This is a genomic window from Klebsiella sp. PK18, assembly GCF_057784655.1.
In genome coordinates, this window is sequence record NZ_CM173493.1 from 1728652 (window position 1) to 1747168 (window position 18517).

Sequence of the window (18517 nt, forward strand, 5' to 3'; positions counted from 1 at the left end):
TTATCTTTCCCCACGTCGTAAACGCTCCTTTCTGACGGTTGCCAGCATCGGCTGGGCGCCCGTTGCGCTTTTTTCGGTGGCGGTAAGGGCATGTGTTTTGCCCTGCGTAAATGAGAAAGTCCTGATGGTTAACCCGGCGGCAAATGCGGAAAGTGTGGTGCGTTTGGCGGCCAGGTGAGGGAAGATGCATGTTAAAAGCAGAGATATGCCTGAAGGTATATCTCTGCTTTTAGGTTTTCGGGACACGCGTTCCGCCAGGCTGTCATTGTAGCCGCTGACTGAACGATCTGCCGACAGCCTGAAGCGAAAGAGGGTGGCGCTTAGCCTGGAGCACGGGAGCAGTACGCATTTTGGTTGCGACAGCCAATGGCGGTAGCGTGCCTCAAAAAGGCCACGCCACCTGACGGTCGATTGATTGATAGTAAAATAAAGCAATTATTTATTTAAGGATTTCATTATGTTACTTCCTGTAATTATGGCTGGTGGTACCGGCAGTCGTCTCTGGCCGATGTCTCGCGAGCTTTACCCGAAACAGTTCCTCCGGCTGTTCGGGCAGAACTCCATGCTGCAGGAAACCATCACCCGACTCTCGGGCCTTGAAATCCATGAACCGATGGTCATCTGTAACGAAGAGCACCGCTTCCTGGTGGCCGAACAGCTGCGTCAGCTCAACAAGCTGTCGAACAACATTATTCTTGAACCGGTCGGGCGCAACACCGCCCCGGCCATCGCCCTGGCGGCTCTTCAGGCCACCCGTCACGGCGACGACCCGCTGATGCTGGTCCTCGCCGCCGACCATATCATCAATAACCAGCCGGTCTTCCACGACGCCATCCGCGTCGCCGAGCAGTATGCCGATGAAGGCCATCTGGTCACCTTCGGTATCGTGCCGAACGCCCCGGAAACCGGCTACGGTTACATCCAGCGCGGCGTGGCCCTCACCGACAGCGCCCACACCCCGTACCAGGTGGCCCGCTTCGTGGAGAAGCCGGACCGCGAGCGCGCTGAGGCCTACCTCGCCTCCGGGGAGTACTACTGGAACAGCGGCATGTTTATGTTCCGCGCCAAAAAATACCTCTCCGAGCTGGCCAAATTCCGCCCGGATATCCTCGAAGCCTGCCAGGCCGCGGTCAATGCCGCCGACAACGGCAGCGACTTCATCAGCATTCCGCATGACATTTTCTGCGAGTGCCCGGACGAGTCCGTGGACTACGCGGTGATGGAGAAAACCGCCGACGCGGTGGTGGTCGGTCTCGATGCCGACTGGAGCGACGTTGGCTCCTGGTCCGCCCTGTGGGAGGTCAGCCCGAAAGACGAGCAGGGTAACGTCCTCAGCGGTGACGCCTGGGTGCACAACAGCGAAAACTGCTACATCAACAGCGACGAGAAGCTGGTGGCGGCCATCGGCGTGGAGAACCTGGTGATTGTCAGCACCAAGGACGCGGTGCTGGTGATGAACCGCGAGCGTTCCCAGGACGTGAAGAAGGCGGTCGAGTTCCTCAAGCAGAACCAGCGCAGCGAGTACAAACGCCACCGCGAGATTTACCGTCCCTGGGGCCGCTGCGACGTGGTGGTCCAGACCCCGCGCTTCAACGTCAACCGTATCACCGTGAAACCGGGCGGCGCCTTCTCGATGCAGATGCACCACCACCGCGCCGAGCACTGGGTCATTCTCGCCGGCACCGGCCAGGTGACGGTCAACGGCAAGCAGTTCCTGCTGACCGAGAACCAGTCCACCTTTATTCCGATTGGCGCCGAGCACAGCCTGGAAAACCCGGGCCGTATTCCGCTGGAAGTGCTGGAGATCCAGTCGGGGTCGTACCTCGGCGAGGACGACATTATTCGTATTAAAGACCAGTATGGTCGTTGCTAATTTTTTTCGGGACAAAACGCAGAATGACACAGTTAACATGCTTTAAGGCTTATGACATCCGTGGTGAACTGGGCGAGGAGCTGAACGAGGACATCGCCTACCGTATCGGCCGCGCCTACGGCGAATTTCTGAAACCCGGGAAGATAGTGGTGGGGGGCGATGTGCGCCTCACCAGCGAGTCGCTGAAGCTGGCGCTGGCCCGCGGGCTGATGGACGCCGGCACCGACGTGCTGGATATCGGCCTGAGCGGCACGGAAGAGATTTACTTCGCCACCTTCCACCTCGGGGTGGACGGCGGCATCGAGGTGACGGCGAGCCATAACCCGATGAACTACAACGGTATGAAGCTGGTGCGCGAGAACGCGAAGCCCATCAGCGGCGACACCGGCCTGCGGGATATCCAGCGCCTGGCGGAGGAGAACCAGTTCCCGCCGGTGGACCCGGCGCGTCGCGGGACCCTGCGTCAGATTTCGGTGCTGAAAGAGTACGTTGACCACCTGATGGGCTACGTGGATCTGGCGAACTTCACCCGTCCGCTGAAGCTGGTGGTGAACTCCGGCAACGGGGCGGCGGGGCACGTGATTGATGAGGTGGAGAAACGCTTCGCGGCGGCCGGGGCGCCGGTGACCTTTATCAAGGTGCATCACCAGCCGGACGGCCATTTCCCGAACGGTATCCCGAACCCGCTGCTGCCGGAGTGCCGTCAGGACACCGCCGACGCGGTGCGTGCGCATCAGGCGGACATGGGTATCGCCTTTGACGGCGACTTCGACCGCTGCTTCCTGTTCGATGGCGAGGCGTCGTTTATCGAGGGGTACTACATTGTCGGCCTGCTGGCGGAAGCGTTCCTGCAGAAGCAGCCGGGGGCGAAAATCATTCACGACCCGCGTCTGACGTGGAACACGGTGGACATCGTGACCCGCAGCGGCGGCCAGCCGGTGATGTCGAAGACGGGGCATGCGTTCATCAAGGAGCGGATGCGCCAGGAAGACGCCATCTACGGCGGGGAGATGAGCGCGCACCATTACTTCCGCGACTTCGCCTACTGCGACAGCGGGATGATCCCGTGGCTGCTGGTGGCGGAGCTGCTGTGCCTGAAGAACAGTTCGCTGAAATCGCTGGTGGCGGACCGCCAGGCGGCGTTCCCGGCGTCGGGGGAGATCAACCGCAAGCTGGGGAATGCGGCGGAGGCGATAGCGCGCATCCGGGCACAGTATGAGCCGGCGGCCGCACACATCGACACAACGGACGGTATCAGTATTGAATACCCTGAGTGGCGCTTTAACCTGCGCACGTCCAACACGGAGCCGGTGGTGCGTCTGAACGTGGAGTCCAGAGCGGATACGGCGTTAATGAATGAGAAAACCGCCGAGCTGCTCAACCTGTTAAAAGAGGAATCGCTTTGAGTCCTATGTTTTCAGCGATCTATCGCTACCGTGGCTTTATTATTGACAGCGTTAAACGGGACTTTCAGTCCCGTTACCAGACCAGTTTTTTAGGCGCGGCATGGCTGATCTTACAGCCGATCGCCATGATTTCCGTCTATACATTAATTTTTTCAGAGTTAATGCGTGCCCGCCTGGCGGGCATGGATGGTCCTTTTGCCTACAGTATCTACCTCTGTTCCGGGGTATTAACCTGGGGGCTGTTTACGGAAACGCTCGGCAATCTGGTCAACGTTTTTCTGACCAATGCCAATATCCTCAAGAAACTGAGCTTTCCGCGGATCTGTTTACCGATCATTGTCACCGCCTCGGCGTTCATTAACTTCCTGATCATTTTTGGTCTGTTTGTACTGTTTCTGATCGTCACGGGCAATTTCCCGGGCATGATTTTCTTTGAAATCATTCCGGTGCTGATCGTCCAGATGCTGTTTACTCTTGGCCTGGGGATTATCCTCGGGGTGCTGAACGTTTTTGTCCGCGACGTCGGGCAGTTCGTCAATATCCTGCTGCAGTTTTGGTTCTGGTTTACGCCGATAGTTTACGTATCCAAAACGCTGCCGGAATGGGTATCAGGTCTGCTGGCGTATAACCCGATGGCGACAATTATCGGTTCCTACCAGAACGTGATGCTCTATCACCAGAGCCCTAACTGGATGGCGCTGCTTCCGGTCACAGTGGTGTCGGTCATTCTGTTTTTATTTGCCTGGCGTTTATTTAAAAAACATGCCGCTGATATTGTGGACGAGATTTAATCATGAGTATCAAAGTTCAGCACGTCGGCAAGGCGTATAAATATTATCCATCCAAATGGAACCGGGTCATTGAGAAACTACTGCCGGGCGATAAGCCGCGGCACAGCAAGAAATGGGTATTGAAAGATATCAATTTCAGCATTGAACCCGGTGAAGCGGTCGGCATTGTTGGGGTGAACGGCGCAGGTAAAAGTACGTTGCTGAAGCTGCTGACCGGCACCACTCAGCCTACCAAAGGCAGCATTGAAATCCAGGGGCGCGTCGCCGCGCTGCTGGAGCTGGGCATGGGCTTCCATCCTGACTTTACCGGCCGGCAGAACGTGTATATGTCCGGGCTGATGATGGGCCTGGGCCGGGAAGAGATCGAGCGCTTAATGCCGGAGATCGAAGCCTTCGCCGATATTGGCGACTACATTGAAGAGCCCGTGCGCATCTATTCCAGCGGGATGCAAATGCGCCTGGCGTTCGCTGTCGCCACGGCCTCCCGGCCGGATATTCTGATCGTCGATGAAGCGCTCTCCGTGGGTGACTCCCGTTTTCAGGCGAAATGCTATGCTCGCATCGCGGACTTCAAAAAGCAGGGGACCACACTGCTGCTGGTTTCCCACAGCGCCGGGGATATCGTCAAGCACTGCGACCGCGCCATTTTCCTCAAAAATGGTGACATCTGCATGGACGGCACCGCCCGCGACGTGACCAACCGTTACCTGGATGAGCTGTTTGGCAAACCGGATAAAGACAGCGCGACAAAAAGCGCAACGGCTATCTCGTCAGCCAGTGGCGAAAGCCAGATGTCTCTCGATGAGATTGAAGATGTGTACCACACGCGCCCAGGCTACCGTCCGGAAGAATATCGCTGGGGGCAGGGTGGCGCGAAAATCATCGATTATCATATCCAGAGCGCCGGGGTTGATTTTCCTCCCTCACTGACGGGCAATCAGCAGACCGATTTTCTGATGAAGGTCGTGTTTGAATACGATTTTGATTGCGTGGTGCCAGGCATCCTGATTAAGACCCTCGATGGCTTATTCCTCTACGGAACCAACTCTTTCCTCGCCTCTGAAGGGCGGGAAAATATTTCGGTTTCCCGCGGCGATGTTCGGGTCTTTAAATTTAGCCTTCCGGTTGATTTAAACAGTGGCGATTACCTGCTGTCATTTGGTATCTCTGCCGGCAACCCGCAGACGGATATGACGCCGCTGGACAGACGTTACGACTCCATTATTTTACATGTGACCAAGAGCATGGATTTCTGGGGTGTCATCGATCTTAAGTCGTCCTTTACTAGCTACCAATGACGTTGAGAAAAACGATTCCATGACTAAAGACTTAAACACGCTGGTTAGCGAATTACCTGAGATTTATCAAACTATTTTTGGCCATCCCGAATGGGATGGCGACGCCGCTCGTGATTGTAATCAACGCCTCGATTTGATTACCGAACAGTACGATAACTTATCCCGTGCGCTGGGGCGCCCGCTTAACGTTCTCGATCTGGGCTGCGCGCAGGGCTTTTTTAGCCTGAGTCTGGCAAGCAAAGGCGCGACTATCGTTGGTATCGATTTCCAGCAGGAAAATATTAACGTGTGCCGCGCGCTGGCCGAAGAGAACCCCGATTTTGCCGCCGAGTTCCGGGTAGGCAGAATTGAAGAGGTGATCGCCGCGCTGGAAGAGGGCGAGTTTGATCTGGCCATTGGCTTAAGCGTGTTTCACCATATTGTTCACCTTCATGGTATCGATGAAGTTAAACGTCTGCTCTCGCGCCTGGCCGATGTCACCCAGGCGGTGATCCTTGAGCTGGCGGTGAAAGAAGAACCGCTTTACTGGGGCGTTTCTCAGCCGGACGACCCGCGCGAACTGATTGAGCAGTGCGCGTTTTATCGCCTGATCGGTGAGTTTGACACCCATTTATCCCCCGTACCGCGCCCGATGTACCTGGTCAGCAACCACCGGGTGCTGATCAACGATTTTAATCAGCCGTTCCAGCACTGGCAGAATCAGCCCTATGCCGGGGCCGGCCTCGCGCATAAGCGCAGCCGTCGCTACTTCTTTGGCGAAGATTATGTATGCAAGTTTTTCTATTACGACATGCCCCACGGCATCCTGACGGCGGAAGAGAGCCAGCGTAATAAACATGAACTGCATAATGAAATAAAGTTCCTGGCGCAACCGCCAGCGGGCTTTGACGCGCCCGCATTACTGGCCCACGGCGAAAATGCTCAGTCAGGCTGGCTGGTGATGGAAAAACTCCCGGGTCGTTTGCTGAGCGATATGCTGGCAGCCGGGGAGGAGATCGATCGTGAAAAAATCCTCGGTAGCTTGCTTCGTTCCTTAGCGGCGCTGGAGAAACAAGGGTTCTGGCATGACGATGTACGCCCGTGGAACGTGATGGTCGATGCCCGACAGCATGCGCGCTTAATCGACTTCGGCTCTATCGTTACCACGCCGCAGGACTGCAGCTGGCCGACGAACCTTGTCCAGTCGTTCTTCGTGTTTGTGAATGAGCTGTTTGCCGAAAACAAAAGCTGGACTGGTTTCTGGCGCTCGGCGCCTGTTCATCCGTTTAATCTGCCCCAGCCGTGGTCTAACTGGCTGTATGCGGTCTGGCAGGAGCCGGTTGAACGCTGGAACTTTGCCCTGCTGTTGGCGCTGTTCGAGAAGAAAGCGAAGCTGCCTTCAGCTGAACAGCAGCGCGGGGCGACGGAACAGTGGATCATCGCTCAGGAGACGGTGCTGCTGGAGCTCCAGTCCCGGGTGCGTCATGAAAGCGCCGGCTCAGAAGCGTTGCGCGGCCAAATCCATACCCTGGAGCAGCAGATGGCTCAGCTGCAGGCCGCTCAGGATGCGTTCGTCGAGAAAGCTCAACAGCCAGTGGAAGTCAGCCATGAACTCACCTGGCTTGGTGAGAATATGGAGCAGCTGGCGGCGCTGTTGCAGACGGCGCAAGCGCACGCCCAGGCTGACGTTCAGCCCGAGTTGCCACCTGAAACCGCTGAGCTACTGCAGCGACTGGAAGCCGCTAACCGGGAGATCCACCATTTAAGCAACGAAAACCAACAGCTTCGCCAGGAAATTGAAAAAATCCATCGCAGCCGTTCCTGGAGAATGACCAAGGGTTATCGTTATCTGGGCCTGCAGATCCATTTGCTGAGGCAGTATGGTTTCGTGCAGCGGTGTAAACATTTTATTAAGCGCGTCCTGCGGTTTGTTTTCTCGTTTATGAGAAAACATCCGCAGGTAAAACATACCGCGGTAAATGGTTTACATAAGCTGGGCCTTTATCAGCCGGCCTATCGTTTGTATCGTCGTATGAATCCACTGCCGCACAGTCAGTATCAGGCTGATGCGCAGATTTTATCGCAGACTGAACTGCAAGTGATGCATCCGGAGCTTTTACCTCCGGAGGTTTATGAAATTTATCTCAAACTAACGAAAAATAAATAAGGAGATTAACTTGCATATTTTGATTGATGTCCAGGGTTACCAGTCGGAAAGTAAATTCCGCGGTATCGGTCGCAGTACCCTGGCCATGAGCCGCGCCATTATTGAAAATGCCGGTGAGCATCGCGTCAGTATTTTGATCAATGGTATGTACCCCATTGATAATATCAATGATGTCAAAATGGCCTATCGGGACCTGCTGACGGATGAAGATATGTTCATCTTCTCCGCCGTTGCGCCAACGGCCTATTGCAACATCGAAAACCACGGTCGCAGCAAGGCAGCCCAGGCGGCCCGCGATATCGCTATCGCCAATATCGCGCCTGATATCGTCTATGTTATTAGCTTCTTCGAAGGCCATGGGGATAGTTATACCGTGTCTATTCCGGCGGATAATGTGCCCTGGAAGACGGTGTGTGTATGCCACGATCTGATCCCGCTGTTAAATAAAGAGCGTTACCTCGGCGATCCGAATTTCCGTGAGTTTTATATGAACAAGCTGGCGGAATTTGAGCGGGCAGACGCGATCTTCGCTATTTCGCAGTCGGCAGCTCAGGAAGTGATCGAATATACCGACATCGCCAGCGATCGGGTACTGAACATCTCCTCGGCGGTGGGCGAAGAGTTTGCGGTGATCGATTATTCTGCTGAGCGTATTCAGTCTTTAAAAGACAAATACAGCCTGCCGGATGAGTTTATCCTAACGCTGGCGATGATCGAGCCGCGGAAAAACATTGAAGCGCTTATTCATGCTTACAGCATGCTGCCTGCCGAACTGCAGCAGCGCTATCCGATGGTGCTCGCGTATAAGGTGCATCCTGAAGATCTGGAGCGTATTCTGCGTCTGGCGGAAAGCTATGGCCTGTCACGCAGCCAGCTTATCTTTACCGGCTTCCTGACCGACGACGATCTGATTGCCTTGTACAACCTGTGCAAACTGTTTGTGTTCCCGTCGCTGCATGAGGGATTCGGCCTGCCGCCGCTGGAAGCGATGCGCTGTGGGGCCGCGACCCTGGGTTCAAACATTACCAGCCTGCCGGAAGTCATTGGCTGGGAAGATGCCATGTTCAATCCGCATGATGTGCAGGACATTCGCCGGGTCATGGAAAAGGCGCTGACCGATGAGGCGTTTTATCGTGAGCTGAAAGCGCATGCTCTCGCGCAGTCGGCCAAATTCTCGTGGGCCAATACCGCCCATCTGGCGATCGAGGGTTTCACTCGTCTGCTGCAGTCGTCCCAAGAGGCGAATGCCGGGCAGGCGGAAAGCGTGACCGCCTCCCGTATCCAGACGATGCAGAAAATCGATGCGCTGAGCGAAGTCGACCGTCTTGGTCTGGCATGGGCGGTTGCGCGCAATAGCTTTAAGCGCCATTCCCGCAAGTTGCTGGTGGACATTTCGGTTCTGGCGAAACATGACGCGAAGACCGGGATCCAGCGCGTCTCGCGCAGTATCCTCAGCGAATTACTGAAATCTGGCGTGCCGGGTTACGAGGTTTCCGCTGTCTACTACACCCCTGGCGAGTGTTATCGCTACGCCAACCAATATCTGTCCAGTCATTTCCCGGGCGAATTTGGCGCTGATGAACCGGTGCTGTTCAGCAAAGACGATGTGCTTATCGCCACCGATCTGACCGCGCATCTCTTCCCGGAGGTGGTGACGCAAATTGACAGCATGCGCGCCGCCGGGGCGTTCGCCTGCTTCGTGGTGCATGATATTCTGCCATTACGCCGCCCGGAGTGGAGTATCGAAGGCATTCAGCGTGAATTCCCGATCTGGCTGTCCTGCCTCGCAGAGCACGCCGATCGGCTGATCTGCGTCTCTGCCAGCGTCGCCGAGGATGTGAAAGCGTGGATTGCGGAAAATCGCCATTGGGTGAAACCGAACCCGCTGCTGACCGTCAGCAACTTCCATCTGGGAGCCGACCTCGATGCCAGCGTACCGTCCACTGGCATGCCGGATAATGCACAGGCGCTGTTAGCAACGATGGCTGCAGCCCCGTCATTTATCATGGTGGGTACCATGGAGCCGCGCAAAGGCCATGCCCAGACGCTGGCCGCCTTCGAGGAACTGTGGCGCGAGGGCAAAGACTACAACTTGTTTATCGTCGGCAAACAGGGCTGGAACGTTGACAGCTTGTGCGAAAAATTACGCCATCATCCGCAGCTGAACAAAAAGCTCTTCTGGCTGCAGAATATCAGCGACGAGTTTTTGGCCGAGCTATACGCTCGTTCACGCGCGCTGATCTTTGCCTCGCAGGGAGAAGGCTTTGGCCTGCCGTTGATTGAAGCGGCGCAGAAAAAGCTGCCAGTGATTATTCGCGACATTCCGGTGTTTAAAGAGATTGCTCAGGAACATGCCTGGTATTTCTCCGGTGAAGCGCCGTCCGATATCGCGAAGGCGGTAGAAGAGTGGTTAGCCCTGTACGAGCAAAACGCGCATCCTCGTTCCGAAAATATCAACTGGTTAACCTGGAAACAGAGCGCGGAATTTCTCCTGAAAAACCTGCCGATTATCGCGCCAGCCGCGAAGCAATAATCGCTATCAACAGGGCTACTCCGGTGGCCCTTGTGATGAGTTCGTTATGAAAATTATTTTTGCTACTGAGCCAATTAAATACCCATTAACGGGCATCGGTCGGTATTCCCTGGAGCTGGTTAAGCGGCTGGCGGTTGCCCGTGAAATCGAAGAGCTGAAGCTGTTTCACGGCGCGTCGTTTATCGACCAGATCCCCCAGGTGGAGAATAAAAGCGATAGCAAAGCCAGCAATCATGGTCGTCTGTCGGCGTTTCTGCGCCGCCAGCCGCTGCTGATTGAGGCGTATCGCCTGCTGCATCCGCGGCGCCAGGCGTGGGCATTGCGCGATTACAAAGACTACATTTACCATGGTCCCAATTTCTATCTGCCGCATCGCCTGGAACGCGCCGTGACCACGTTTCATGACATCTCCATTTTTACCTGCCCGGAATATCATCCAAAAGATCGGGTTCGCTATATGGAGAAGTCCCTGCACGAGAGCCTGGATTCGGCGAAGCTGATCCTGACCGTCTCCGACTTCTCGCGCAGTGAAATCATCCGCCTGTTCAACTATCCGGCGGATCGGATCGTCACCACCAAGCTGGCCTGCAGCAGCGACTATATTCCGCGCAGCCCGGCGGAGTGCCTGCCGGTCCTGCAGAAATATCAGCTGGCGTGGCAGGGGTATGCGTTATATATCGGCACCATGGAGCCGCGTAAAAATATCCGCGGTCTGCTGCAGGCCTATCAGCTGCTGCCGATGGAGACCCGCATGCGCTACCCGCTGATCCTCAGCGGTTATCGCGGATGGGAAGACGATGTGCTGTGGCAGTTAGTCGAGCGCGGTACGCGTGAAGGGTGGATCCGTTACCTGGGCTATGTCCCGGATGAAGACCTGCCTTATCTGTACGCGGCGGCCAGAACCTTTGTTTATCCCTCCTTCTATGAGGGATTCGGTTTACCTATTCTTGAAGCGATGTCTTGCGGTGTGCCGGTAGTATGTTCCAATGTCACTTCTTTGCCTGAGGTGGTTGGCGATGCCGGCCTCGTTGCCGATCCTAATGATGTAGACGCGATTAGCGTGCATATTTTGCAGAGCCTGCAGGATGATAGCTGGCGGGAAATCGCCACCGCGCGCGGTCTTGCCCAGGCGAAACAGTTTTCGTGGGAGAACTGTACGACCCAGACCATTAACGCCTATAAATTACTCTAAGGGTGTCAGTTGAGAGTTCTACACGTCTATAAGACCTACTATCCCGATACCTACGGCGGTATTGAGCAGGTCATTTATCAGCTAAGTCAGGGCTGCGCCCGCCGGGGAATCGCAGCCGATGTTTTTACTTTTAGCCCGGACAAAGAGACAGGTCCTGTCGCCTACGAAGACCATCGGGTCATTTATAATAAGCAGCTTTTTGAAATTGCCTCCACGCCGTTTTCGTTGAAAGCGTTAAAGCGTTTTAAGCAGATTAAAGATGATTACGACATCATCAACTACCATTTTCCGTTTCCATTCATGGATATGTTGCATCTTTCGGCGCGGCCTGACGCCAGAACGGTGGTGACCTATCACTCGGATATTGTGAAACAAAAACGGTTAATGAAGTTGTACCAGCCGCTGCAGGAGCGATTCCTCGCCAGCGTAGACTGCATCGTCGCCTCGTCGCCCAACTACGTGGCCTCCAGCCAGACCCTGAAAAAATATCAGGATAAAACCGTGGTGATCCCGTTTGGTCTGGAGCAGCATGACGTGCAACACGATCCACAGCGGGTGGCGCACTGGCGGGAAACCGTCGGCGATAACTTCTTCCTCTTCGTCGGCGCTTTCCGCTACTACAAAGGGCTGCACATTCTGCTGGATGCCGCCGAACGTAGCAGGCTGCCGGTGGTGATCGTCGGGGGCGGGCCGCTGGAGGCGGAAGTGCGTCGTGAGGCGCAGCAACGCGGGCTGAGCAATGTGGTGTTTACCGGCATGCTCAACGACGAAGATAAATACATTCTCTTCCAGCTCTGCCGGGGCGTGGTCTTCCCCTCGCATCTACGTTCCGAAGCGTTTGGCATTACATTACTGGAAGGCGCGCGCTTCGCCAGGCCGCTGATCTCCTGCGAGATCGGCACCGGGACCTCGTTCATTAACCAGGACAAAGTGAATGGCTGTGTGATCCCGCCGAATGACAGTCAGGCGCTGGTGGAGGCGATGAATGAGCTCTGGCATAACGATGAAACCGCCAGCCGCTATGGCGAAAACTCGCGTCGTCGTTTTGAAGAGATGTTTACTGCCGACCATATGATTGACGCTTACGTCAATCTCTACACTACGCTGCTGGAAAGCAAATCCTGAGGTCAGCTACCCCCGCCATTGCGGCGGGGGTTAACGCGTTAGTGACGACTCTTCAGATTATCAATCACTTCCCCGAGATCCAGCCCCTGGTCCTGCAGCAGCACCAGCAGGTGGTACATCAAATCCGACGCCTCATTCTTCAGCTCGAAGCGGTCGTTCACCGTGGCGGCCAGCGCGGTCTCCACGCCTTCTTCCCCCACTTTCTGCGCAATACGCTTGGTGCCGCTGGCGTACAGCTTCGCCGTGTAGGAGCTCTCCGGGTCGGCGTGCTTACGCTCGGCCAGCAGCTGCTCCAGCTGATAGAGGAACAGCCACTGGTGGCCGGTTTCGCCGAAGCAGCTGGTGGTGCCTTTGTGGCAGGTCGGCCCGATCGGGTTTACCAGCACCAGCAGCGTATCGTTGTCACAGTCCGGCGTGATGCTCACCACGTTGAGGACATTACCTGAGGTTTCACCCTTGGTCCACAGCCGTTGTTTGGTGCGTGAGTAAAAGGTGACCTTGCCGGTGGCTTCGGTTTTCTCCAGCGCCTCCTTGTTCATGTAGCCCAGCATCAGCACTTCGCCGGATACGGCGTGCTGCACGATGGCCGGCATCATGCCGTCCGTTTTTTCCCAGTCCAGCTGTTCAGTCAACATACCCTTATCTCCACGCCCTGTGCCGCCAGGTACGCTTTCAGTTCGCCAATATTAATAATCTGTTTGTGGAATACCGAGGCCGCCAGTGCGCCGTCAACGTTGGCGTCGCGGAAGGCTTCGAGGAAGTGTTCCATGGTGCCCGCGCCGCCGGAGGCGATCAGCGGGACATGGCACACTGCGCGAACCTTCGCCAGCTGCTGCAGGTCGTAACCGTTGCGCACCCCGTCCTGGTTCATCATATTGAGGACGATCTCGCCCGCGCCGCGCTTCTGCACTTCCTCCACCCAGTCGAGGGTTTCCCACTGTGTCACCCGGGTGCGGGTCTCGTCGCCGGTATACTGGTTGACGTGATATTTGCCGGTCTCTGCATCAAACCAGGTATCAATCCCCACCACAATGCACTGCACGCCAAAGCGGTCGGCAAGGCGGGTGATCAGCGTCGGGTCGGCGAGAGCAGGGGAGTTAATCGAAATCTTATCGGCGCCGAAGGAGAGGATCTGCGCCGCGTCTTCCAGCGACTTGATCCCGCCGGCTACGCAGAAAGGAATGTCGATCACTTCCGCCACGCGCGACACCCAGCTCTTGTCGACCACCCGGCCGTCGCTGGAGGCGGTGATATCATAGAACACCAGTTCGTCAGCCCCTTCGTCGGCATAGCGCTTGGCCAGCGGGACGATGTCGCCAATGATCTCGTGATTACGGAACTGCACGCCTTTCACTACCTGGCCGTCGCGGACGTCGAGGCAGGGGATTATCCGTTTTGCCAGCATTGAATGGCCTCCGTTACGTTGAATTTACCTTCCAGCAGCGCGCGACCAACAATCACGCCGCGCACTCCAGTGCCGCGCAGCGCGGCAATATCTTTAAGATCGCCGATGCCGCCGGATGACTGAAACGCCACCTGCGGGTAGCGGGCGCAGACTTCCTCGTACAGCGAGACGTTAGAGCCTGCCAGCGTGCCGTCGCGGGAGATATCGGTGCACAGCACGTGCTGCAGGCCGACCGGCAGATAACTTTCCACCAGCTCCTCCAGCGTCACGCCGGAGTTTTCCTGCCAGCCGCTGACCGCCACCTGCTTGTTGCCGTCGGCGTCAATGCGCACGTCGAGCGCAAGCACCAGCCGTTCAGGGCCAAAGCGTTTAAACCAGCCTTTCACTTCCTCCGGGGACTTTACCGCGGTGGAGCCGACCACCACGCGGGCGACGCCGGCCTCAAGCAGGGCCGCGACATCCGCTTCGGTCCGCACGCCGCCGCCAACCTGTACCGGGACGTCAACGCCGGCGACCAGCGATTTCAGCAAGGGGATCTGGCGTTTCGCCGGATCCTTCGCCCCGGTCAGGTCGACCAGGTGCAGGACTTCCGCCCCCTGAGCGGCATAGGACTGCAGGCGCGGCAGCGGATCGCTGCCATAGTCGCGCTGCTGGCCGTAATCGCCCTGGTGGAGACGAACGACGGTGCCGTCGATTAAATCTAAAGCAGGAATAATCATCACATCTCCAGGAAGTTTTTCAGCAGCTGCGCCCCGGCGCTCCCGGAGCGCTCCGGGTGGAACTGCACGCCAAAGAAGTTATCTTTCTGCACCGCGGCGGTGAACGCCTCACCGTAATTGCACTGGGCGATGGTGTACGGGTTGACCGGCATGGCGTAGCTGTGCACGAAGTAGAAATACGCGCCTTCTTCAATGCCGCGGAACAGACGATCGCCTGCTTTGGCATACACCCGGTTCCAGCCCATGTGCGGCAATGGCAGACCGTGGTCGGTCATCTTCGGCACCTCTTCTTCGATAATGCCCAGCAGATCGACGCCGTTGTTCTCCTCGCTGCGCTTGCCGAGCAGCTGCATGCCCAGGCAAATCCCCAGCACCGGCTGGGTACAGGCTTTGATCAGGTCGATCAGATCGCGGTCGCGCAGCTGGTCCATCGCCGCCTGGGCGGTGCCGACGCCGGGAAGAAACAGTTTATCGGCACGCAATACCACCTCCGGATCGCGGCTGACCACCGGCTCATAGCCGTGGCGGCCAATCGCCGATTTCACCGAATTGAGGTTGGCGCACCCGGTATCAAGGATCACCACATTCATCACAGCACCCCTTTGGAAGACGGCAGGGCATCGCCCTGGACGCGGATCGCCTGGCGCAGCGTACGGCCAAAGGCTTTGAACAGGCTCTCCACGCGGTGGTGATCGTTCTTGCCCTTGGTTTTCAGGTGCAGGGTCACCGCCATGGTGTAAGAGAGCGAGCGGAAGAAGTGTTCCACCATCTCGGTGCTCAGATCGCCGACGCGCTGATAGGTGAAGTCCGCCTTATACTCCAGGTGCGGACGGCCGGAGATATCCAGCGCGCAGCGGGCGAGACACTCGTCCATCGGCAGCACGAAGCCGAAGCGGTTGATGCCGCGTTTGTCGCCAAGCGCCAGCTTCAGGGCTTCGCCGAGGGCCAGGCCGGTATCTTCCACGGTGTGATGATCGTCGATGTACAGATCGCCGCCGACGTTGATCTCCATGCGGAAGCCGCCGTGGGTGGCGATTTGGTCGAGCATATGGTCAAAAAAGCCGACGCCGGTGTGGATCTTGCTGCCGCCTTCACGGTCCAGCCACACCTTCACGTCCACCTGGGTCTCTTTGGTGATGCGCTCGACGTGGGCATAGCGGTCGCGGCGGGTCAGCTGCTCGCTGATGGTCGGCCAGTCCAGGGTCTCACGGTCATAGCGCAGGCCGGTAATCCCCATGTTATCCGCCAGCTCAAGGTCGGTGGCCCGGTCGCCAATCACATAGCTGTGGCTTTTATCCAGTACGCCGTCTTCCAGCCACGGCAACACCAGCTGCGTTTTCGGTTTGCGGCAGGCGCAGTTGTCGCCCGGGAAGTGCGGACAAATCAGCACCTCTTCGAAATTGACGCCCTGCGAGGCGAAGATCTGCATCATCAGGTTGTGCGGGCCATCAAATGCTTCCTGCGGCAGACTGTCGGTTCCCAGGCCATCCTGGTTGGTGATCATCACCAGCTTATAGCCTTCCTGCTGCAGCTTCAGCAGCGCCGGGATCACCTGCGGCTCAAACGCCAGCTTGTCGAAACGGTCCACCTGGAAATCCACCGGCGGTTCGGAAATCAGGGTGCCGTCACGGTCAATAAAGAGATACTTCTGGGTCATACATTCTCCGCAGTCAAGGCGTCAATCACGCGCTGGCTCTCAGCACGGGTACCGATAGTGATACGCAAACAGCCGCTCAATGAAGGTTGTTTATTCTGGTCACGTAAGATAATGCCCTGATCCCACAAAGATTTAAACACTGCGCTGGAGGCGGTTATCCGCGCCAGAACGTAGTTCGCCTCGGAATCGAAGACCTGCTCCACGCAGGCGATGCCGCGCAGCTGTTCCACCAGGTAGCGGCGCTCGTCGAGGATCTGCGCCACGCGCTGGCGCATCGCCGTGATGCCTTCCGCGCTCAGCGCCTGGGCGGCGATATCGGCCACCGGCGTGGAGAGCGGATACGGAGCGATCACTTTCAGCAGCACGTTAATCACCTCGGCGTTGGCGAGGGTGAAGCCGCAGCGCAGGCCGGCGAGGGCGAAGGCTTTGGACAGCGTGCGCAGCACCACCAGGTGCGGATAGTCGCTGAGCCAGCCGGCGAGCGTCGCCTGCGGGCAGAATTCAATATAGGCTTCGTCGGCGACCACGATGGCTTTATCGCGGGTCATCTCCAGCAGGTCGCGTATCGACTGCGGATCGATGATCTGACCGGTCGGGTTGTTCGGGCTGCAGACAAAGACCACCTTCACGCCGTCCAGCTGCGCCTCGATACCCGGCAGGTCGAGCTGCCAGTCGGCGAGGGTCGGCACGGTGCGGCATTCGACGCCGATGGTCTCGGCGCTGACGCTGTACATGCCGTAGGTGGGCGGGCAGTAGAGTAGCGCGTCTTTGCCGGGCTCACAGAAAGCGCGGATCAGCAGCTCAATCCCTTCGTCGGCGCCGCGGCTGACCAGCACCTGCTCTGGTTTGACGCCGGCGTAGCGGGCGTAGCTCTCGATGACTGCCTTCGGCTGCGGCTCCGGATAGCGGTTCATCGTTTGCGCGGTAAGCTGGAAAGCCACGGCGGTCGGGAATTCGTTGGCGTTCAGCCAGACGTCGCCTTTGCCGCCCAGACGGCGAGCGGATTGATACGGGGTCAGCGCACGGACGTTGGCGCGGGCTAAATCTTCAATGCTCATGCTTGCTCCTTCAGGGCGGCAACGCGCAGCGTTACGGCGTTTTTGTGGGCATCAAGGCGCTCGGCGGCGGCCAGGATCTCAATCGTTGAGGCGAGGGCGGCAAAGCCGTCGCGCGACAGCTCCTGCACGGTCATCCGCTTCTGGAAGTCGGCCAGGCCGAGGCTCGAACAGGTGGCGGTATACCCATAGGTCGGCAGGACGTGGTTGGTGCCCGAGGCGTAATCGCCCGCGGATTCCGGTGACCAGTCGCCGAGGAAAACCGAACCGGCGCTGGTGATGCTGTCCACCAGCTCGCGGGCTTGACGGGTCTGAATGATCAGGTGCTCCGGGCCATACTGGTTGGAGATAGCCACGCACTGCTCCAGGTCGCGGGCCACGATGATCCGGCTGGCGGAGAGGGCCACGCGGGCGGTTTCCGCGCGCGGCAGGGCGGCCAGCTGGCGTTCGACGGCCTCAGCGACGCGGTTGCCGAGGTCGGCGTCCGGGGTCAGGAGGATCACCTGCGAGTCCGGGCCGTGTTCCGCCTGCGACAGCAGGTCGGAGGCGACAAAGTCCGGGGTGGCGCCGCTGTCGGCGATCACCAGCACTTCCGACGGGCCGGCCGGCATGTCGATGGCTGCGCCGTCCAGACGCTGGCTGACCTGACGTTTGGCTTCCGTGACGTAAGCGTTACCCGGGCCAAAGATTTTATCCACCTTCGGCACCGACTCGGTCCCGAGGGCGAGGGCGGCGATGGCCTGGGCGCCGCCAACGTTAAAGATGGTTTTCACGCCGCACAGCTGCGCGGCATAGAGGATCTCATCGGCGATCGGCGGCGGCGAGCAGAGCACCACCTGCTGACAGCCGGCGATGCGCGCCGGCGTCGCCAGCATCAGCACCGTGGAGAACAGCGGCGCCGAGCCGCCCGGAATATACAGCCCGACGGAGGCGATAGGGCGGGTGACCTGCTGGCAGCGCACCCCCGGCAGCGTTTCGACATCCACCGCCTGCAGCTGTTGCGCGTTGTGGAAGGTCTCGATGTTTTTCACCGCCACCGCCATCGCCTGCTTCAGCTCGTCGCTGAGGCGTTCGCCGGCGGCGGCGATCTCCGCCTCGCTCACCTGCAGCGCGGCGACGGTGGTTTTATCAAACTTTGCGCTGTATTCGCGCAGCGCCGCGTCGCCGTTGGCTTTGACGTTATCGAGGATCTCCGCCACCGTTTTACTGATGCTGTCGGAGGCGGAAATCGCCGGGCGCGTTAAGAGTTGTTGCTGTTGGTCTGCGCTACAGCCGTTCCAGTCGATGATTGTGTTGAAGCTCATGATTGTTTTCCCC

General features: G+C 57.8%; 15 protein-coding genes. 8 read left to right on the top strand and 7 right to left on the bottom strand.

From position 1 onward, the window contains the following. Window positions 1–457 precede the first annotated feature (457 nt). The 8 genes from AC3EMD_RS08380 to wbdC are packed head-to-tail and all read left to right on the top strand — an operon-like array spanning window position 458 to window position 12364. Entirely contained in the window at window positions 458–1873 is a 1416-nt protein-coding gene (locus AC3EMD_RS08380) for a mannose-1-phosphate guanylyltransferase/mannose-6-phosphate isomerase (RefSeq protein WP_004180506.1), read from the top strand. A gap of 23 nt (window positions 1874–1896) precedes the next feature. Next, window positions 1897–3279, top strand: coding sequence for an O9 family phosphomannomutase RfbK (gene rfbK, locus AC3EMD_RS08385; RefSeq protein WP_049017795.1), 1383 nt, complete (start codon window positions 1897–1899; stop codon window positions 3277–3279). Between the two features lie 5 nt (window positions 3280–3284). Beyond that, window positions 3285–4070: an O9 family O-antigen export ABC transporter permease subunit gene (gene wzm / locus AC3EMD_RS08390; protein WP_012541095.1), complete on the top strand. Its 786-nt coding sequence runs from the start codon at window positions 3285–3287 to the stop codon at window positions 4068–4070. 2 nt (window positions 4071–4072) lie between these two features. Beyond that, entirely contained in the window at window positions 4073–5368 is a 1296-nt protein-coding gene (gene wzt / locus AC3EMD_RS08395) for an O9 family O-antigen export ABC transporter ATP-binding subunit (protein ID WP_012541096.1), read from the top strand. A gap of 19 nt (window positions 5369–5387) precedes the next feature. Continuing rightward, a complete protein-coding gene (locus AC3EMD_RS08400) occupies window positions 5388–7514 on the top strand; it encodes a class I SAM-dependent methyltransferase (protein ID WP_265003613.1) in 2127 nt (708 codons plus the stop codon). Window positions 7515–7524: 10 nt separating this feature from the next. After that, complete coding sequence (gene wbdA / locus AC3EMD_RS08405) at window positions 7525–10047, top strand: polymannosyl GlcNAc-diphospho-ditrans,octacis-undecaprenol 2,3-alpha-mannosylpolymerase WbdA (RefSeq protein WP_023297945.1); 2523 nt, start codon at window positions 7525–7527, stop codon at window positions 10045–10047. Between the two features lie 46 nt (window positions 10048–10093). After that, window positions 10094–11239, top strand: coding sequence for a glycosyltransferase family 4 protein (locus AC3EMD_RS08410; RefSeq protein ID WP_080783444.1), 1146 nt, complete (start codon window positions 10094–10096; stop codon window positions 11237–11239). 9 nt (window positions 11240–11248) lie between these two features. After that, window positions 11249–12364, top strand: a complete 1116-nt coding sequence (gene wbdC, locus AC3EMD_RS08415) for an N-acetyl-alpha-D-glucosaminyl-diphospho-ditrans,octacis-undecaprenol 3-alpha-mannosyltransferase WbdC (protein ID WP_004184789.1) — start codon at window positions 11249–11251, stop codon at window positions 12362–12364. A gap of 38 nt (window positions 12365–12402) precedes the next feature. Here wbdC and hisIE read toward each other — a convergent pair whose 3' ends face one another. The 7 genes from hisIE to hisD are packed head-to-tail and all read right to left on the bottom strand — an operon-like array spanning window position 12403 to window position 18504. After that, window positions 12403–12999 (bottom strand): bifunctional phosphoribosyl-AMP cyclohydrolase/phosphoribosyl-ATP diphosphatase HisIE, encoded by a 597-nt coding sequence (hisIE, locus tag AC3EMD_RS08420; RefSeq protein ID WP_008804111.1) that lies wholly within the window; start codon window positions 12997–12999, stop codon window positions 12403–12405. Further along, window positions 12993–13769, bottom strand: coding sequence for an imidazole glycerol phosphate synthase subunit HisF (gene hisF / locus AC3EMD_RS08425; protein ID WP_008804112.1), 777 nt, complete (start codon window positions 13767–13769; stop codon window positions 12993–12995). Before hisF ends, hisIE begins: the two co-directional genes overlap by 7 nt. After that, window positions 13751–14488, bottom strand: a complete 738-nt coding sequence (gene hisA, locus AC3EMD_RS08430) for a 1-(5-phosphoribosyl)-5-[(5-phosphoribosylamino)methylideneamino]imidazole-4-carboxamide isomerase (RefSeq protein WP_004152515.1) — start codon at window positions 14486–14488, stop codon at window positions 13751–13753. Before hisA ends, hisF begins: the two co-directional genes overlap by 19 nt. Then, the gene (gene hisH / locus AC3EMD_RS08435) at window positions 14488–15078 is read right to left on the bottom strand and encodes an imidazole glycerol phosphate synthase subunit HisH (protein WP_008804113.1); all 591 of its coding nucleotides are present in this window, start codon (window positions 15076–15078) and stop codon (window positions 14488–14490) included. The genes hisA and hisH overlap by 1 nt, the downstream gene beginning before the upstream one ends. Continuing rightward, a complete protein-coding gene (gene hisB / locus AC3EMD_RS08440) occupies window positions 15078–16145 on the bottom strand; it encodes a bifunctional histidinol-phosphatase/imidazoleglycerol-phosphate dehydratase HisB (RefSeq protein WP_008804114.1) in 1068 nt (355 codons plus the stop codon). The genes hisH and hisB overlap by 1 nt, the downstream gene beginning before the upstream one ends. Further along, on the bottom strand, window positions 16142–17203 hold the full coding sequence (gene hisC, locus AC3EMD_RS08445; protein ID WP_101856896.1) for a histidinol-phosphate transaminase: 1062 nt from the start codon (window positions 17201–17203) through the stop codon (window positions 16142–16144). Before hisC ends, hisB begins: the two co-directional genes overlap by 4 nt. Further along, a complete protein-coding gene (gene hisD, locus AC3EMD_RS08450; protein WP_110233655.1) occupies window positions 17200–18504 on the bottom strand; it encodes a histidinol dehydrogenase in 1305 nt (434 codons plus the stop codon). The genes hisC and hisD overlap by 4 nt, the downstream gene beginning before the upstream one ends. Window positions 18505–18517 lie beyond the last annotated feature (13 nt).